This is a genomic window from Arachnia rubra (genome assembly GCF_019973735.1).
Classification (GTDB): Bacteria; Actinomycetota; Actinomycetes; order Propionibacteriales; family Propionibacteriaceae; genus Arachnia; species Arachnia rubra.
In genome coordinates, this window is the sequence record NZ_AP024463.1 from 2,322,466 (window position 1) to 2,337,668 (window position 15,203).

Consider the following 15,203-nt stretch of genomic DNA (forward strand, 5'->3'; position numbering starts at 1 on the left):
AGGAATCCCGGTATGAAGCGAGTCGCAGCGGCTGTGGCCGCCGTCCTCACGCTCGTCCTGCTGTTGCTGGGTGTTCCCTGGCTGCTTGTCTGCTGGGGACGCGTGACGGATCTGGTCACGGTGGATTGGCGGACTGCTCTCCTACGCCCCGACGACGGCCGCATCACCCTGGGACTGCTGTCCCTGGTGGGCTGGCTGGCATGGGCCCTGCTGGCACTGACCACGGCTGGGGAACTGCTTCGCACCGTGTCACGGGGAAGGATCAGGTTCAGCCTGCCGGGCACCAGCTGGCTCCGCCCGGCGGTTGCCCTGCTTGTCGCCACCGCACTATCACCGCTGTTTGCAGCCAACGCCACCCCTCTTCCCGACGGCGCACCCATGGCGATCGCGGCACCGGCCGAGGCCCAGCCCAGCGCACCCGGGGAACTGGCTCCCCAGGACGCCCAGCAGGAATCCGGCAGCTGGCGTGAGTACAGGGTGCGGCAGGGCGATGAGCTCTGGGACATAGCCGAACGCGAACTCGGAGCAGGCGAACGATGGCGTCAGCTGGTGGCTGCGAACCCCGGGGTCGACATTGACCATCCACCGGCCCCGGGAAGAGTCCTGCGCCTGCCGTTGACGATCACGGTTGAGCGGGGCGATTCTCTCTGGCAGCTGGCGGATAGGCACCTCGGTGATCCCGAGCGCTGGCCTGAGCTGCAGGACGCCAACCAGGACCAGATCCAGGACCCCGACGAGATCGACCAAGGATGGGTCCTGACCCTGCCCGGAGCCGATATAGCGGCCGCGGAAAAAACGTCGCCTGGTCCTCCGCCCACCGCCGGCACACCGGATCAGAGCCCACCCTCCGCTGAGCCGTCAGCACCGCCGGGGACCTCTCCGCCAGCAACCGCCCCAGCCTCCGAAACTCCCACAGCCTCCGAGAAGGCGGAATCGCCAGCGCTGGAGGATCGCGTCGATCTGTCCCATTACCTCGGGCCAATTGGCGGGCTGCTGGCAGCTGGTGTCATCACGGGCCTGTCGCTTCGGCGCCGGGGCGCCCTGCATGAACGTGCCATAGGGCGCCGCATCCTCCCCGTGCCGGCCTCTCTGGAACGGTTCTGGACCGCCCTGGGAAAGCGTGGCACCGAACCCGGCTCCGAGACCACCACTCCGGCATCGCCTACCGCAGTACTGCTGGGCTGGCGCGGCGAGGAGGAGATCTGGGTCGTCCTGGAGGAAAGCCGCTGTCTCTGGCTGTCCGGAGCCCAGCCAGAAGTCCTTGGCGCGACGGCCAGCGCTTGGACCAGCCTGCTCTGCGCGGAGTGGTCATCTGAGGTGGATGTGGTCGCTGTGCATCCCGAGGAATCCTGGGAGGAGACCGTCGACGATCCCCGCCTCACGGTGCTCTCCAACTCCGAAGAGGCCCTCGGGCAGTTGGAACAGCTTTGCGGCAGACGCAGGGTCGCACTCAGCTCGAATCCCCTCAAGGCCGTTCGCGCAGACCCCGACCGGGCTGCGGACTTCACCCCCACGGTGTTCATCTTCTGCGATCCCCTGACAGCGCAGCAGGCCAGCCGGGTCATCCGGGCAATTGAACTCGGCGATGTGGGCGTCAGCGTGATGGCTCCGCTGCGGGGACGGCCACCTGCGCTAGGCCGTCATCTCGATCTCAGGGATCAGCAGAAGGCAACGCTGGATGCGGGAGACACCTTCAACCCACAGCTCATCTCCGGACCTGCCCGGCATGCCCTGGTCAATCTGTTCGCCTCTTCAGTCAACCCCAGCTCGGAGCCCGCCCCATGGTGGCGCGACGATCCCCTTCCCCTCGATGAGAACCCGCTGCCCGGCAGCCGACCCAAGGATCCGCACATGGCCGCCGAACCTGATTCCCCGACACTGCTTCTCCTAGGGGAGGTGGAGCTGGTGGCATGCGACGGGCAACGACCCCATAGGGCAGCAGGACGCTGCCTTGAATGCTGTGCTTGGTTGTTGTCCAATCCCGGGGCGACCCCCACGCAGATGCGCGAGTCGCTGATGGTCGCCGAGAGCACCAGGCGTTCCAATATGTCGCGGCTGCGCAGTTGGCTGGGCACCGGCCCAGACGGAGAGCACCTGCCAGATGCCTATTCCGGACGCATCCAGCTGGCCGACACCGTCTCGAGCGACTGGGAGAGGTTCCAGTTGTTGCTCGCCGGCGGCGTCAACCGTGCAAGCGAGTCGCTGCTTGCTGAGGCACTCGCGCTGGTGAGGGGAGCGCCGCTGGGAAGCTTCGAGTTCCAATGGAGCTGGGCGGAGCAGCTGCGCAGCGACATGGTGAGCATGATCATCGACGCCGCTGCGATGCTGGCGGACCGCTGTATGGCGCGACGGGAACACGAGACCGCGGGTTGGGCCATCTCCCAGGGAATCCGCGCTGCCGGCGAGGTGGAGCCGCTGGTGGTGCGGCGCATCCGTCTGCTCGCCCAGGCTGGTGACCGGGCTGGGGTGGATAGGCAGGTGCTGCAGCTCACACGTGCGGCCCGGGCTGCCGGGCGGGATCTCGGGCAGGAGTCAGTGCTCATTATCCAGGAGGCCCTCCAGGCCTGCCGCAGTCAGCAGCGCCGGGAGGAGTCGATGGTCAGTTGAGCAAAGTAAGCAGATGGGGCACCGCGGCCAGCACGCCTGCGACCGCGACCACGCAGCTGTCGTACCGGGTCCAGGCACTCTCCCCGAGCCAGGTCCGGGGTCCTGGAGCCAAGTAACCGCGCGAGTCCATGGCGATCGTGAGCCTCCCGGCCTGCCTGACCGATTCGACGAGCAGGACAAGGCACAGCGCTCCCCATTCACGTGCCTTGCCAGTCAGTGACTTCCCGGGACCTATGCCACGAACCCGCCGTGCCTGCGCCATCTCCTGCCAGAGCACCGCGAACCTGTCGAGACGCCGCAGCGCCGCCACCACAGCCAGAACAGGACGTGCTGGCAGCCGCAGCCGCCCTCCAAGGTGATCCCCCAGCGCCGTGGGGTCGAGGAACGAGGCCGCCACCACACCAGGTAGCACGATGAAGGCGACCCGCAGCGCCGCCACCAGGGCGGGTTCCACCGCTCGCGGATCGGACAGAAGCCAGTTGGACCAGGCAACGGACACAACAGCGATGACCGGCGGCGCAAGCCACCTCAGTGGAAACCGGAATCTCAGCAACAGCATCCCCACGATGACCAGAGCTGCCACCCCGCCCCCGAGAGGCATGACTCCCTTAGTGAATAGCCCCGAGACGGTGAGCATGATGGCCCCGAGAAGCAGGGAAAGCGGCCCAGCCCGCTCAAGCAAGCTCGCCGGTCCAGGCCGTCCCGGGTTTGCCTGAGAGCGTCCTCCCTGCTCCTGCTGCGTCACCTGCCCGACAGGCTCAAGGTGGACCTGTCGGTCCGTGAGCCGCACGAGGGAGGCGTCATGCGTGGCGACAAGCACTCCACTGCCTGCCTTCCGCGCCTCCAGCAGGACCCCCGCCACAGCGGCCCAGGCCAGGCGGTCAAGGCCCACCGTCGGTTCATCGGCCAGAAGCATCGCAGGACCATGGAGCACCGCACAGATCACCGCCAGGCGTCGCTGCTCCCCACCGGACAGGCTCAGGGGGTGACGCTCCTCCAAGCCTTCAAGGCCAACCGCAGCGAGCAGCCGCAGGGCCTTGAGCTCCAGCTGTTCCTGGGGCTGTCCCAGCGCCAGCGCTGTGACGGTCAGGCAGGACAGCACCGTGTCCCCCACCATGAGGCTCTCAGCAAACTGGGGTACCCAGCCCGCCCAGGCGGCCAGCTCCCGGGAGGTGAGACGTGCAGGATCATCGCCGTCCCTGACCCGGACCTCACCCGCGACCACGGGCAACGCTCCCAGGAGAACGGAGAGCAGGGTGGATTTTCCCGCTCCGCTGTCTCCTTGCAGCGCCACCAGCTCACCTGCCCGGAGCTCCATATCAACTCCGTCGAGCACTCTCACCGAGGGGTCGCGTTGCACGCTCCTCAAGGTGAGCGGCGGGGTCCGGTCGGCAACGACTCGCTGGGCACTCGCCACAGCCTCTCCATGGCCACCAGGCCGGTCCGCTCCGAGAAGGACCTCAGTGGGCTCAGGGTCGGGCGCACCTGGGACCCAGAGCCCGAGCTCAAGCAGGTGGCTGTCGTGACTCTCCAACACCTCCTGCAGCGGTCCGTCGGCAATGACCCTCCCCGCATCGATCACGACCAGGCGTTCCACGATCCCCGTCCAGCCTGCGATGTCGTGATCGGCGACGACCAGGGTCGCCCCGATGCGAGCGCAGATGTCATCCACCGCGGCGCGGAGCTGGCCAGCTGACGGGGCATCGAGCATCGCCCCGGGCTCGTCCAGCAGGATCACCCTGGGGCTCATCGCCAGCACACCAGCCAGCGCCAGGCGCTGGGCCTGCCCACCTGAGAGGGCACCGGTCGAGTGCTGCGGCCCGTAGGGGAAGCCGACCAGCCCCAAGGCCTCGGATACCCGGTCGTGGATCTTGGGCCTCGGCAGGCCGAGATTCTCAGGCCCGAAGGCGGTATCGCGTCCCACGCTCTCGGCGACCACCGAGTCGAAGGGCTGCTGGCTGACCAGGCCCACGTCACTGCGGCCCGCCGCAGCAGGCAGGCCTCCCACCGTCACTTCGCCTGAGAGCTCACCTGGCGCGTGGTCTTCGAGCACCCCGGCGAAGGCACGCAGCAGCGTGGACTTCCCGGCACCACTTGCCCCTGCCAGCAGGACCCGCTCCCCCGCCGCGACCTTCAGGTCGATGCCATCGAGAAGAGGACGGCCAGCACCTAGGGGCCGCCAGGCCAGCGAGACCGCTCGCAGCTCACCTGGTTCAGCCACGCTGAGCCAGATGCTCCCGGCCAGCCGGGAAGGCATTCAGCGCCCCGGTGGCGGCCATCGCCCTCACCAGCAGCCAGCCCCCGGCACCAGCCACCACGATGCAGGAGATCACGGCACATCCGAGGGCTACAAGCCTCATTCCCATGGTGTATTCCCCCTGGTAGACCCACCATTCCCAACCACACAGCTCCAGGACGGCTGAGAGAGCACCAGCCAGCATTGCGGTCCAGAGGCGGAAACTCCGCCAGAGGAACACCGCGAGGATGATCTCGGCCCCGAGGGCCTGCAGCAGTCCCGAGACCATCACATTGAGTCCCCACTGATTCCCCAGGAGCGCCTCGACGGTGGCGGCCACGAGTTCGCACAACAGTGCCGCCCCAGGGCGGCGGACCACGAATCCACCCACGACAGCCGGCAGCACCCACAGGCCGAGGGTCAGGCTGGCCAAGGGTGGGAAAGCCGCGTTCAACACCGTGGAAACCGCCGGGTACAGCAGCAGGTCCCACCCCCAGAACGCGACCCCTAGCGCAACGCCGAGGATCGCGAGGGTCACCAGGTCGACGGACCGCCACGCGAACGGTCCTCCGGCAGCGAACTGTGGTTTCGCCTTGCCGGCGGTTTCAGTCATGTCAGCTCCTGTGGTCTACCGGTTTTACCCGGACTCCTCAGGGAGACCGCGACGCAGGCACACCTGATTCACCCCGCGATCAGAGATTCCCGACTCCCTACGCCGGTGCTAACCGGTTCAGGTTCGAGGGTCTGCGGTCTCCCGCACTCTCAGCGCTACTGCGCTCCCCTGTCGTGTGCTGCGAACATTACTCATCGCCATCCGCAACGCCAACATGACCGCACCGGATCGAGCGGCGGCCACCAGCACCTCCCGGTCCGGTGATCCCGCCTACTACGATGGTCCGGTGATGAGACGGCTGATGACGTGGGTGCTGCTCCTGGCAGCGGTCATCACTGGCGTTGTCGCCTCCCCTGCCCGGGCGGAGGGCAGCGTCGATGTGAACATCAGTTCCGTCTCCCCGCAGCTGCTGGACCTGTCCCACCCGGACCAGACCATCACCATCAGCGGCACGGTGCGCAACAACACTGACCATTCCCTCAGCAAGGCCAGCGTCCATTTCTGGCGCTCCACCGCCCCCATCACGGAACACGACGACCTCCAGCAGACGCTCACCTCCGAGCCCACGCAGCCACTCGGCAGAAGGCTCGTGGGGGCCAACAACTACCAGGACCTGGGAGAGCTCGCGCCCGGAGCCTCGATGAGGTTCACGGTGAGCGCGACCGTGCAGGACCTGAACCTGCCCAAGGCTGACAGCGCCTATCTGCTGGGGGTCCATCTGCGGGCCGACGCCCCTGACGGGAACCATCTCACGGCGGGACGGGGCCGCGTGCTGGCCATCGCATCCAAGAAACCACTGCCGGTGTCGAATGTCGTCAAGCTCGCTGCCCAGCCGACCCTACTGGACGGCAGCGACTTCCAGAACGACTCCCTGGAGTCCCAGCTGGTCGGTGAGCTCTCCGAGCTCCTGGCCGCAGCCGAGAAGCCAGGCGCGTACACCCTCCTGGACCCGTCGCTGCTGGTGGAGGTCCGGGCCCTGGCCGAGGAACACACCGTGGCCGGAACCCGCACCCCGCCCAGCCAGAACGCACAGGATTTCTTGAATCGGCTCAACACCCTGATCAGTGCGGGACGGGTGATGCGGCTGCCCTTCGGGAATCCCGACCTGGCGCGGCTCCACGCGACCGGGGACCTCAGCAGTTTCGAGACCGCACTCAGCTGGTCGGAGACCGCCCTGAAAACCGCTGAGCTCGGGGCCATAGCCGATGCTCCGCTTGTCGCGGACCTGGGGGACAACGACAGCCAGGACCTGGCGCTGACCCTCGCGCTCCACGGCTTCAAGAAGGTGTTCGGGAACAATTTCACCTCCAGCGGGATGATCAGCACCACGGACCACAGCGTCAAAGCCCACGCCCTGCGCGTGTCCTCCCTGGTGCTTCCCGGCATCGGCCCCGGCAACACCCTCACCGAGGCCCAGATCGCCGGCCGCCGCCTGGCGGAGGGACTGCTCGATGGCTCGCCGACGATCCATCTGGTGCGTTCCGCGGCGGACATCGACCGCGCCGCCCTGCTGGAGGGGGCCGAGACCGCCGCCACCCTCCCCGAACCCCGAGAGCAGGCGCGCTATGCGGACACCACCACGCGGGCAACCCCATGGCCCAAGCTGCGATCCCAGATACAGGGGATGTTCGACTCATCCCAGCTCCTGGAGGAGGTCACTGGTACCGATCGCAAAGCCCTGAACGCGGCAATCGCGGCGCGCTCCTTCAGCAGCGGCTTCAATTCCGAGGCGGAGGCGATGGCGTTCGTCAGCGCCACCCCCAGCGAGAAACTGGATGCCACAAAGGTCAGGCTGAGCGTCTCCAGCCAGTTCGTGATGGGATCCGAGAAGAACGAATTCCCCGTCACGATCACCAATCCGTTACCCGTCAAAGTGACGGTGAAGGTGAATTTCACCAGCAACTCCCCCAAACGTATCTGGGTCGAATCATCGGAGCTGGTGACCCTGGAGCCGGGCGAGCAGCGGACGGTGAACGTCACCCTCCACAGCGCCGCGAACGGTGTGGTGATGGTGCGGGCCCAGCTGGCGACGCAGGAGGGGACCCGCTTCGGACCGGAGGCGCCGGTGGAGATCACGGCGACCGGCCTGGGGCGCGTCGGCTGGATCATCATCATCGTCTCGGGTGCAGTAGTGGTGGGAGGCACATTCCTGCGTATCAGGGCGGTGCAACGGGAACGAGCCAGGGAGAGTCGTGAGCAGTAAGACCAGTGGTGAAGTGAGCAGCACCCGCAAGTTGCTTTCCGCAAGCGCCCTGATGACAGCGGGAACGCTCGTCTCCCGGGGCCTCGGCATCCTGCGCACGATGCTGATCGCCTTCATCCTCGGCAACGGCACCCGGCAGGCGGACATCCTGTCCTTGGCCAACACCATCTCCAACGGCATGTACTTCCTGTTCGTGGGAGGTGCGGTCAACACGGTCTTGGTACCGCAGATCGTGCGGGCCATCCGCCATGACGAGGACGGCGGCGAGGCCTTCACGAACCGGCTGATGACCGCCTTCATGCTGGTCATCAGCGTCGTCACCGTGGTCCTGACGGTCGCCGCCCCACTGATTACCTTCTTATATTCCTCAGACGCCTACCGCTCCGCTGACCTGGAGACTCAATACGCCTCGATGGTGGCGCTGACCTACTGCACTCTCCCGCAGATCTTCTTCTACGGCGTCTACACGATCCTGGGGCAGGTGCTCAATGCACGGGACCAGTTCGGTCCCATGATGTGGGCCCCGATCGCCAACAACGTCATTGGGCTCGCGGTGCTCGGACTCTACCTGGTGGCCTGGGGAACCGGCGGAGACCACTCGGGGGCCTTCACCAATGAGCAGACGCTGCTGCTCGGTCTCGGCTCCACCGCCGGTATCGCCGCCCAGGCGCTGGTGCTGATCCCGTTCGTGCGGAAGGTGGGATTCCGGTTCCGGCCCCGTTTCGATCTGAGGGGAACTGGACTCGGCAAGACATTCCAGCTCGCAAAGTGGACTCTCGGCTTCGTCCTGATCAACCAGATCGTCCTCATGCTGGTGACCCGCCTGGCCACCTCGGCAACAGCTGCTGGCACGGGCGGCGGCTCCAATGTTTACACAAATGCCAACCTGATCTGGATGATGCCGCACTCCCTGATCACGGTCTCCCTGGCAACCGCGATGTTGCCGAATGCCTCACGGCTGGCCGCCGAGGGAGATCTCGATGGCGTTGCAGCCGAGGCCCGCAAAACCATGCGGCTATCACTGATGGCCCTGATTCCTGCATCGGCAGTCTTTCTAGCGCTCGCCGACCCCCTGGCCACGTTGTTGTTCGGTCACGGCCAGGGCAGCCGCGACGCCGTGCTGATCGCCTGGGCGCTGGCGGCCTTCGCCCTCGGGACGGTGCCCTTCAGCGTCCAGTTCATCTGCCTGCGCACCTTCTACTCCCTGGAGAACACCAAGACCCCATTCCTGCTGCAGTGTGTCATCGGCAGCGTCAATGCCGGCGGCGCGCTCCTGCTGGTGCACCTGGTGCAGGATCCCTCCTGGACGGCCGCGGCGCTGGCCGCGGCATATTCCCTGGCCTACCTCGTGGGAGTCCAGCTCAGCTGGCGGCAGTTGAAACGCAGCCTGCCCAGCCTGGATGGCCGCGATCTCCTGATGCACATCGCCCGCCTCGGAATCGGGGCGGGCAGCGGAGCGGTGGTCGCCTGGCTCCTGTCGGGCTGGATCACCGGCGCCCTCCCCGGAGGGAAACTGGGGCCGCTGCTGGCTCTCGGCATAGGCAGCGGCCTGATCGGAGCCACCTTCTTCGGGGTGGGAAGACTGCTCAAGGTCCGGGAGCTTGCCAGCCTGGGAGACATGGTGCGTTCCCGGCTTGGCCGCGGCAAACCCTCCGACAAACCGGAGGAGGAACAACCGGAACAGGAATCGGCACTCCCCAAGATCCCGACCATCGGGCCCGAGCCCGCCACCGTCGCGGCCCTGGCAGACGACCTCATGCCCACGGGCCTGCAGACGGTCATCGCCGATGGCAACTTCAACGGCTGGAATGCGGCCCGCATCCCGGAGGAGTCCATGTCGGCGGCCCTCGAACTGCCCAGCCTGGTGCGGGACCTCAGCCAGGAGTCCACCGACGACATGCTGAAGACCAGGACCAGCCCGGCAGTGCGGGAAACCCCCGAGCCCGTCGAGCAGGACATGCATTCGCAGGTCATCGGGCCGGATGAGCCGTCGTTCTTCGAGGGCGTCGACGAGATCACCGCAGGACAGCGATTGATGAACACCGGCGACCTGCTGTCGACGCGGTTCCGCATCGAGGAACTGATCATGGTCCGGGACGGCATCGAGACGTGGCGCTCCCACGACCTGGTGCTCTCCCGCGACGTCGTGGCGCACGTTATACCAGCGGACAGCCCGTACAGCAATGACCTGCTGCAGGCGGCCCGCAAGGGCGCGATCGCCACCGACTCGCGTTTCCTGCGGGTCCTAGACGCGGTCAGTCTCGAGGATGATTCCCGCGGGCTCAGTGGGTACATCGTCTGCGAATACGCACAGGGCAGTTCGCTGGCGGAGCTGCTGAAACACGGACCGCTGAGCGCCCTTGAGGCAGCCTGGGTGGTGCGGGAGCTGGCCGATGCGCTCACCTCGCTGCATGGGCAGGGCCTGTTCCACGAGCAGCTGACCCCCGACAATGTGGTGATCACGAACCTCGGCGCCGTGAAACTGGTCGGGTTCGGCGTGGAAGCGGGTTTCCACCCGAACTCCTCAGTGAAATGGAGCGACCGCGAGGCCGCAGACGTGCGGGGACTCGCGAGCCTGCTGTACGCGATGCTGGTGCTGCGCTGGCCGGGTGGGAATGCCTGGGGCCTGGAGGCGGCCCCCGTCATCGCGGGCGAGCCGGCTCCGCCACACACCGTCGCCACCGGCGTCTCCCCGGCACTGGACCAGATCTGCACAGCTGCCCTGACCGAGCGGGGAGCGGCATCGGACCACAGGATCACGACCGCGTCCCAGCTGGCGGCGGCGCTCGCCTCCGTGCTGGGGACCGCGGATGCCTCCGCGGATCTGGAGGCCCGGGTCAGGCAGCCCCAGAATCCGATCCCAGGCAATCTGCGGCCTGCCACGCTCGAACCAATGCCCGCGCCCGACGCAGCGGCAACGCAGATACAGCCTGCGGTCAGCCAGCAGCCTCGCCAGAAAGTGGTGGAGACCAGCGCTGTGGAGGACGTGAAGTCCGCCAAAAACACCTACGAGGGTAGGCCTCTGCTCTGGATGGCGCTGCTGGCTGCCATCGCGACACTCGTAATCTCCCTGATAGTGGTCGCGATCAACAGTCTTGGCCCAAGGCCAAGCACCGGCGATTCCGCTGCGCCCAGCCCGGCGGCAAGCGAGTCGCAGGGAACCTCCGAGGCCGGCACCGTCGTGCCGGTGGCCAGTGCGAATGACTTCGACCCGCGGGCGGACAACGGCAATGGTGAGGAGCATGCGGACCAGGCGAAGAACGCCATCGACGGCGACGCTGGGACGGGCTGGTCCACTGTGAAGTACTGGACTTCGGCGATGGGCGGCGAGAAACCCGGTGTCGGCCTGGTCCTGGACCTCGGACAGCCCGTCCAGATCGGTGAGGTCGAGGTGAACTTCGCCGCGGCCGGCGAGAACGTCGAGTTGCGGGTCCCAGCCAAGGAGGCGACAGACAAGGCCCCCATGGACCGCCAAGCCCAGTGGAAGGCGGTCGCTAACGCCGAAGGTGCTGCTGAGAAGACAGTGCTGAAGCCGTCGGAGCCGGTGACGAGCCGCTACCTGCTGGTCTACCTCACGAAACTGCCGGAGGTCTCCAAGGACCGCTACTCGGCGACCATCAACGAAATCGTCGTCAAACACGGCTGAGACCACCTTCACCGTAAGTTCTGGAGCCAGTCCGCTACGGTTCTGCCATGACCGACGGTGTCCTGGAAATCCATGTGCTTGCCGACTCGACCGGGGAAACTGCGGTACGGCTGGCCAGAGCCGCCCGCGCACAGTTCCCGGATGCGCATTTCGAGATCATCCGGCACCCCAGGCTGGGAAGACTGGAGGCCATGATGAAGGCCCTGAACACGCTGAAGGAACGCTCTGACCAGCGGATCGCTGTCTTCTTCACGCTGGTGAATGCCGAGCTGCGGAGCCTGGTGATCAATGCCTGCAAGGATCTGGCGATTCCCTACACCGACCTGATGGGTGATGCGCTGCTGGCGCTGGAGGAGATCTCCGGGCACACAGCCGACGAGGTTCCCATGCGCCCCGTGGGAGTGGAAGCCGACTATTTCGTGCGGATCTCCGCGATGGAGTTCGCGATCCGCAACGACGATGGGGCAATGCCCGCCGCGCTGAGGGAGTGCGACATCTGCCTGGTCGGGGCCTCTCGCTCCGGCAAGACTCCCCTGTCGATCTATCTGGGCTATCTGGGATACAAAACGGTCAATGTGCCGCTGGTGCCTGGCATCCAGCCGCCTGAGGAGCTGTTCGGGATCGATCGCTGGCGCATCGTCGGGCTGACCATCGACGCTGAACGACTGTTGCAGATCCGGTCGCGGCGGGTGCAGGGCCTGGGTGGGTTCGGGACCCGGGATGGTTACGCCGACCTGGGACAGATCCTCGACGAGCTGGACGAGGTGAGCAACATCCAGCGCCGGCTGGGAGCCCCGATTGTGGACACGACAGGCCTGGCGCTGGAGGAGGCCGCAGCCCGCATCATCGACATCGTTGATGAGCGCGCCCGCCGCGCGGGCTCGCATCTTCGCCGCCCCGCGGGTCAGCTCCGGATCAAACCGTGACTGATTACAGGTCGGCGTGGGAGTAGCTGCGGGCGTCGTTGATGGGCTCAATGTGCCCAGTGACGGTCATCCTGGGGAATTCGGAGACGATCTCGTCGGAGAGATCCTCCAGGAAGTCGTGCCCTTGTTTGACGCTCCACTCGTCCGGAACGAGCAGGTGGAATTCCATGAACTGACGAGTCCCGGAGACCCGGGTACGCATCAGGTGGAACCCCACCTCGGCACCGGCGCGGCTGCTCAGTATCGCACGTAGCCGCTCATTGTCCTCCTCGGGCAGGGACACATCCATCAGACCGGCCGTCGACTCCTGCACCAGGGCGTAACCCGCAAAAAGGATGTTGACGCCCACAGCGATGGCGATCACCGGGTCCAGCCAGTCCCACCCGGTGAGCCACACCAGGACTATCCCGGCCAGCACCCCGGCCGAGGTCCAGACATCGGTCATCAGGTGCTTGCCATCAGCTTTGAGGGCGATGGAGTGGTGACGTCTCCCTGCCCTGATCAGCAGCAGAGCGACAGCACCATTGAGGACGGAAGCCACCACTGAGATCGCCAGGCCAACCCCGACTGCCTCGAGGGGCTGCGGGACAAGCAACCGCTGGACGGCGAAAATGCCGATGGAGATGGCGGCGATGAAAATCATCACACCCTCCACCGCCGCGGAGAAATACTCCGCCTTGGTGTGACCGAAGTTGTGGTTGGCGTCGGCGGGTTTCACCGCGATCTTCAGGGCGATCAACGCCACGACGGCGGCGACCAGGTTCACGATGGACTCGGCGGCGTCGGCCAACAGGCCCACTGATCCCGTGACCAGCCAGGCTCCGGCCTTCAGTGCGATCGTGGCAAGTGCAGTGGCCACGGCCAGCCAGCCATAACGGCTCAGGTCCGGTGCACCAGTGGATTGTTGAGAACTCAGCGACACACCTCCATGGTCAGTGCGCACCAGATTGGAAGCAAGCCTTGATAGGTTCTGCTCGCCTTCTCCCGCTCCGCCTTGAGGGAACCGGTTCTTTCTAGGCCCCGACCAGGGGAGGGTAGGGCTCGATCCAGGTGTGGGAGCGGTCAGTTGTCCATCTGGTCACATGGCCGAGGTGCTCGGTGGGTAGGTATCCGGCCTTGAGGTCCGCGACCGGCACCGGCAGGGCTCCTGTTAAGTCAGCGACCTCCGGGATCAGGTCGGTCACCACAGCCACCACCGGTATCCTGAGGCTCTTCCGGTTTGCCACCAGGGTCGCCAGCACCTCATCGCCGATCCCGCGAGCCACCAATACGATCGGCTGGTGCTGGGCAATGGGTTCCATCAACTCCCGCATCGTGACGCCGGTACCGTCGATGATCAGCACACTGGCATCCTCTAGCTCGGCACGACCATGTGCGTCAGCGAATCCCAGAGCTGCAAGCCCGATCTCAAGCCGCTCACCCCTTGGCTTCCCCTGGTCTGGCGTTTCCCCGGCAGCCGGCGCCGGCAGGTCGTCGATCTCGGACTGAGTCAGGTATTCGGGCCTCCCCTCGTCCCCACCTCCCGTGGACTCCCCCTCTAGCCGGCGCCGGCGGAGCATGTCCAGCCAGACGGCAAGCGCCAGCAGAAACAACCCAATGACCAGCGCCCACAGCAACCCGTCCAGCTCTCCCATACCCCAAGCCTGCCACGCCACAACCCGGTGTATGCAGGGAAGGCCAGCAGGTACTAGACTGTCTTCGCCCCTATAGCTCAGTTGGCAGAGCAGTGGACTTTTAATCCATGGGTCGCGGGTTCGAACCCCGCTGGGGGCACGAGGGGGCCGCCGCAGCAGCAAACCCCCGGGCCGCGGCGGATCTCGTCCCCGCAGCCGCGACGGGCAGGTAGCCGGCATCATCCTGGGCGACGCGCTGCGGCAAGATGTCCCTGAGCTCAATCTGCAACAGCTCGGATGTCACGTACAGGTCATTGAGTGACCATCCGATCTCACCCCGCAGCTTCCTGCCAGCATTGGAGCCAGTCACTCCAAGCGCATCACCAAGCTGCTTCCGGGTGACTCGTCGCTGGAACATCAGGTTGTTCACGGCAATACCCACCGCCTCGTCGGCGCTGTAGGTACTGATGAGGCCCGCATCGCGAGCTGTTTCTAGGTCCCTGGCCATGAAGCACATCATAGACGACTGCGCACAAAACGCACAACATGACGATTGACAAACAACTTGGACGCGCAGCACACTAGGCGCGTGAGCGCGCGAAAAACACACGATGCCACCAAAAAAGAGTGGATCGGCACTGAAGAGGCGGCCGATTGGATCCCTGGTGCCTCGAAGCGGAGCGTCCGACATTGGTGCGCCTCCGGGTTACTTCCGGGGGCGATTCAGTTGCCGTCGGGTCGGTGGCAGATTCCGTGGTCGGCTGTGGTTGCGGTGTTGGGGTTCGATCCTGCTGCGGGGTCGTCCGATGGGGTCGGGGTGTCCCCCTTCCCGGCCCTGCCGGATGATCCTGATGGGCGGGGCGGTGTGGATCCGTTACCTGGTGTTGAGGAGCCGTGAGATGTCGATCTGGGCGGTGAACTGGGCTTTTCAGTTGGATGTGCCGAATCAGACGCACAAGTTGGTGTTGTTGTCGTTGGCGAACTTCGCGGATGATGAGGATGAGGCGTGGCCTCATGTCGAGACCTTGGCGAAGATGGCGTCGGTGTCGGTGCGTTCGGTGTTTCGGGCGTTGGCGGCGTTGGAGGCTGCTGGGTTGATCTCCCGGACGATGGGGTTGCGGGAGAACGCTGGGGGTGGGTTGCGGAAGTCGAATTCGTTGTACCGGCTGCATGTGCCGGATGAGGTGTCTCGGAGGGCTGGCCGGGGCGAGGGCCGCCCCAAGCTGCTGCGTGAAGCTCCTAGTGGGAGCCAACCTGACACTGGTGTCATGTTGGCTGCTGTCGCGGATAAAACCCCTAGTGGGAGCCAATGTGACACGGGTGTCACATTGGCTGACCAACATGACACTGGTGGCACCA

General features: G+C 65.9%; 9 protein-coding genes, 1 tRNA gene, 1 pseudogene and 1 riboswitch. Of the genes and pseudogenes, 6 read left to right on the forward strand and 5 right to left on the reverse strand.

Going from position 1 to position 15,203, the window contains the following annotated elements; all coding sequences use genetic code 11:
• The first annotated feature begins 12 nt into the window (after window positions 1-12).
• Window positions 13-2,607 carry a LysM peptidoglycan-binding domain-containing protein gene (locus tag SK1NUM_RS10610; protein ID WP_212321817.1) on the forward strand — a complete coding sequence of 865 codons (2,595 nt, stop codon included), beginning with the start codon at window positions 13-15 and terminating at the stop codon, window positions 2,605-2,607.
• On the opposite strand, the gene SK1NUM_RS10615 is transcribed toward SK1NUM_RS10610, so the two are convergent.
• Both SK1NUM_RS10615 and SK1NUM_RS10620 read right to left on the reverse strand, forming a co-directional pair.
• On the reverse strand, window positions 2,600-4,828 hold the full coding sequence (locus SK1NUM_RS10615) for an ATP-binding cassette domain-containing protein (protein WP_212321818.1): 2,229 nt from the start codon (window positions 4,826-4,828) through the stop codon (window positions 2,600-2,602). The two genes, SK1NUM_RS10610 and SK1NUM_RS10615, sit on opposite strands and share 8 nt — an antisense overlap.
• Window positions 4,821-5,456 carry an ECF transporter S component gene (locus tag SK1NUM_RS10620; RefSeq protein WP_212321820.1) on the reverse strand — a complete coding sequence of 212 codons (636 nt, stop codon included), beginning with the start codon at window positions 5,454-5,456 and terminating at the stop codon, window positions 4,821-4,823. The genes SK1NUM_RS10615 and SK1NUM_RS10620 overlap by 8 nt, the downstream gene beginning before the upstream one ends.
• Before the next feature lie 77 nt (window positions 5,457-5,533).
• Window positions 5,534-5,636, reverse strand: a riboswitch (TPP riboswitch).
• Here SK1NUM_RS10620 and SK1NUM_RS10625 point away from each other — a divergent pair.
• The 3 genes from SK1NUM_RS10625 to SK1NUM_RS10635 all read left to right on the forward strand — a co-directional run bounded on the left by SK1NUM_RS10625 (window position 5,632) and on the right by SK1NUM_RS10635 (window position 12,231).
• Entirely contained in the window at window positions 5,632-7,659 is a 2,028-nt protein-coding gene (locus SK1NUM_RS10625; RefSeq protein ID WP_212321822.1) for a DUF6049 family protein, read from the forward strand. (Overlaps the previous riboswitch by 5 nt.)
• Window positions 7,649-11,305: a murein biosynthesis integral membrane protein MurJ gene (gene murJ, locus SK1NUM_RS10630; protein WP_212321824.1), complete on the forward strand. Its 3,657-nt coding sequence runs from the start codon at window positions 7,649-7,651 to the stop codon at window positions 11,303-11,305. The genes SK1NUM_RS10625 and murJ overlap by 11 nt, the downstream gene beginning before the upstream one ends.
• A 47-nt stretch (window positions 11,306-11,352) precedes the next feature.
• Window positions 11,353-12,231 (forward strand): pyruvate, water dikinase regulatory protein, encoded by an 879-nt coding sequence (locus SK1NUM_RS10635; protein ID WP_212321826.1) that lies wholly within the window; start codon window positions 11,353-11,355, stop codon window positions 12,229-12,231.
• 4 nt (window positions 12,232-12,235) lie between these two features.
• Here the strand turns inward: SK1NUM_RS10635 and SK1NUM_RS10640 are convergent, their stop codons facing one another.
• Complete coding sequence (locus SK1NUM_RS10640; RefSeq protein WP_212321828.1) at window positions 12,236-13,153, reverse strand: cation diffusion facilitator family transporter; 918 nt, start codon at window positions 13,151-13,153, stop codon at window positions 12,236-12,238.
• A 91-nt stretch (window positions 13,154-13,244) separates the two neighbouring features.
• A complete protein-coding gene (locus tag SK1NUM_RS10645) occupies window positions 13,245-13,865 on the reverse strand; it encodes a hypothetical protein (protein WP_212321830.1) in 621 nt (206 codons plus the stop codon).
• 66 nt (window positions 13,866-13,931) lie between these two features.
• Between SK1NUM_RS10645 and SK1NUM_RS10650 the strand changes: the two genes are divergently transcribed.
• Together SK1NUM_RS10650 and SK1NUM_RS10655 are read left to right on the forward strand one after the other, a co-directional pair.
• A tRNA-Lys gene (locus SK1NUM_RS10650) sits at window positions 13,932-14,004 on the forward strand.
• Window positions 14,005-14,743: 739 nt separating this feature from the next.
• Window positions 14,744-14,884 (forward strand): annotated as a pseudogene (locus tag SK1NUM_RS10655) (helix-turn-helix domain-containing protein); the annotation flags it as partial.
• Here the strand turns inward: SK1NUM_RS10655 and SK1NUM_RS10660 are convergent.
• Window positions 14,857-15,066 (reverse strand): hypothetical protein, encoded by a 210-nt coding sequence (locus SK1NUM_RS10660; protein ID WP_223928032.1) that lies wholly within the window; start codon window positions 15,064-15,066, stop codon window positions 14,857-14,859. The pseudogene SK1NUM_RS10655 and the gene SK1NUM_RS10660 overlap by 28 nt on opposite strands.
• Window positions 15,067-15,203 lie beyond the last annotated feature (137 nt).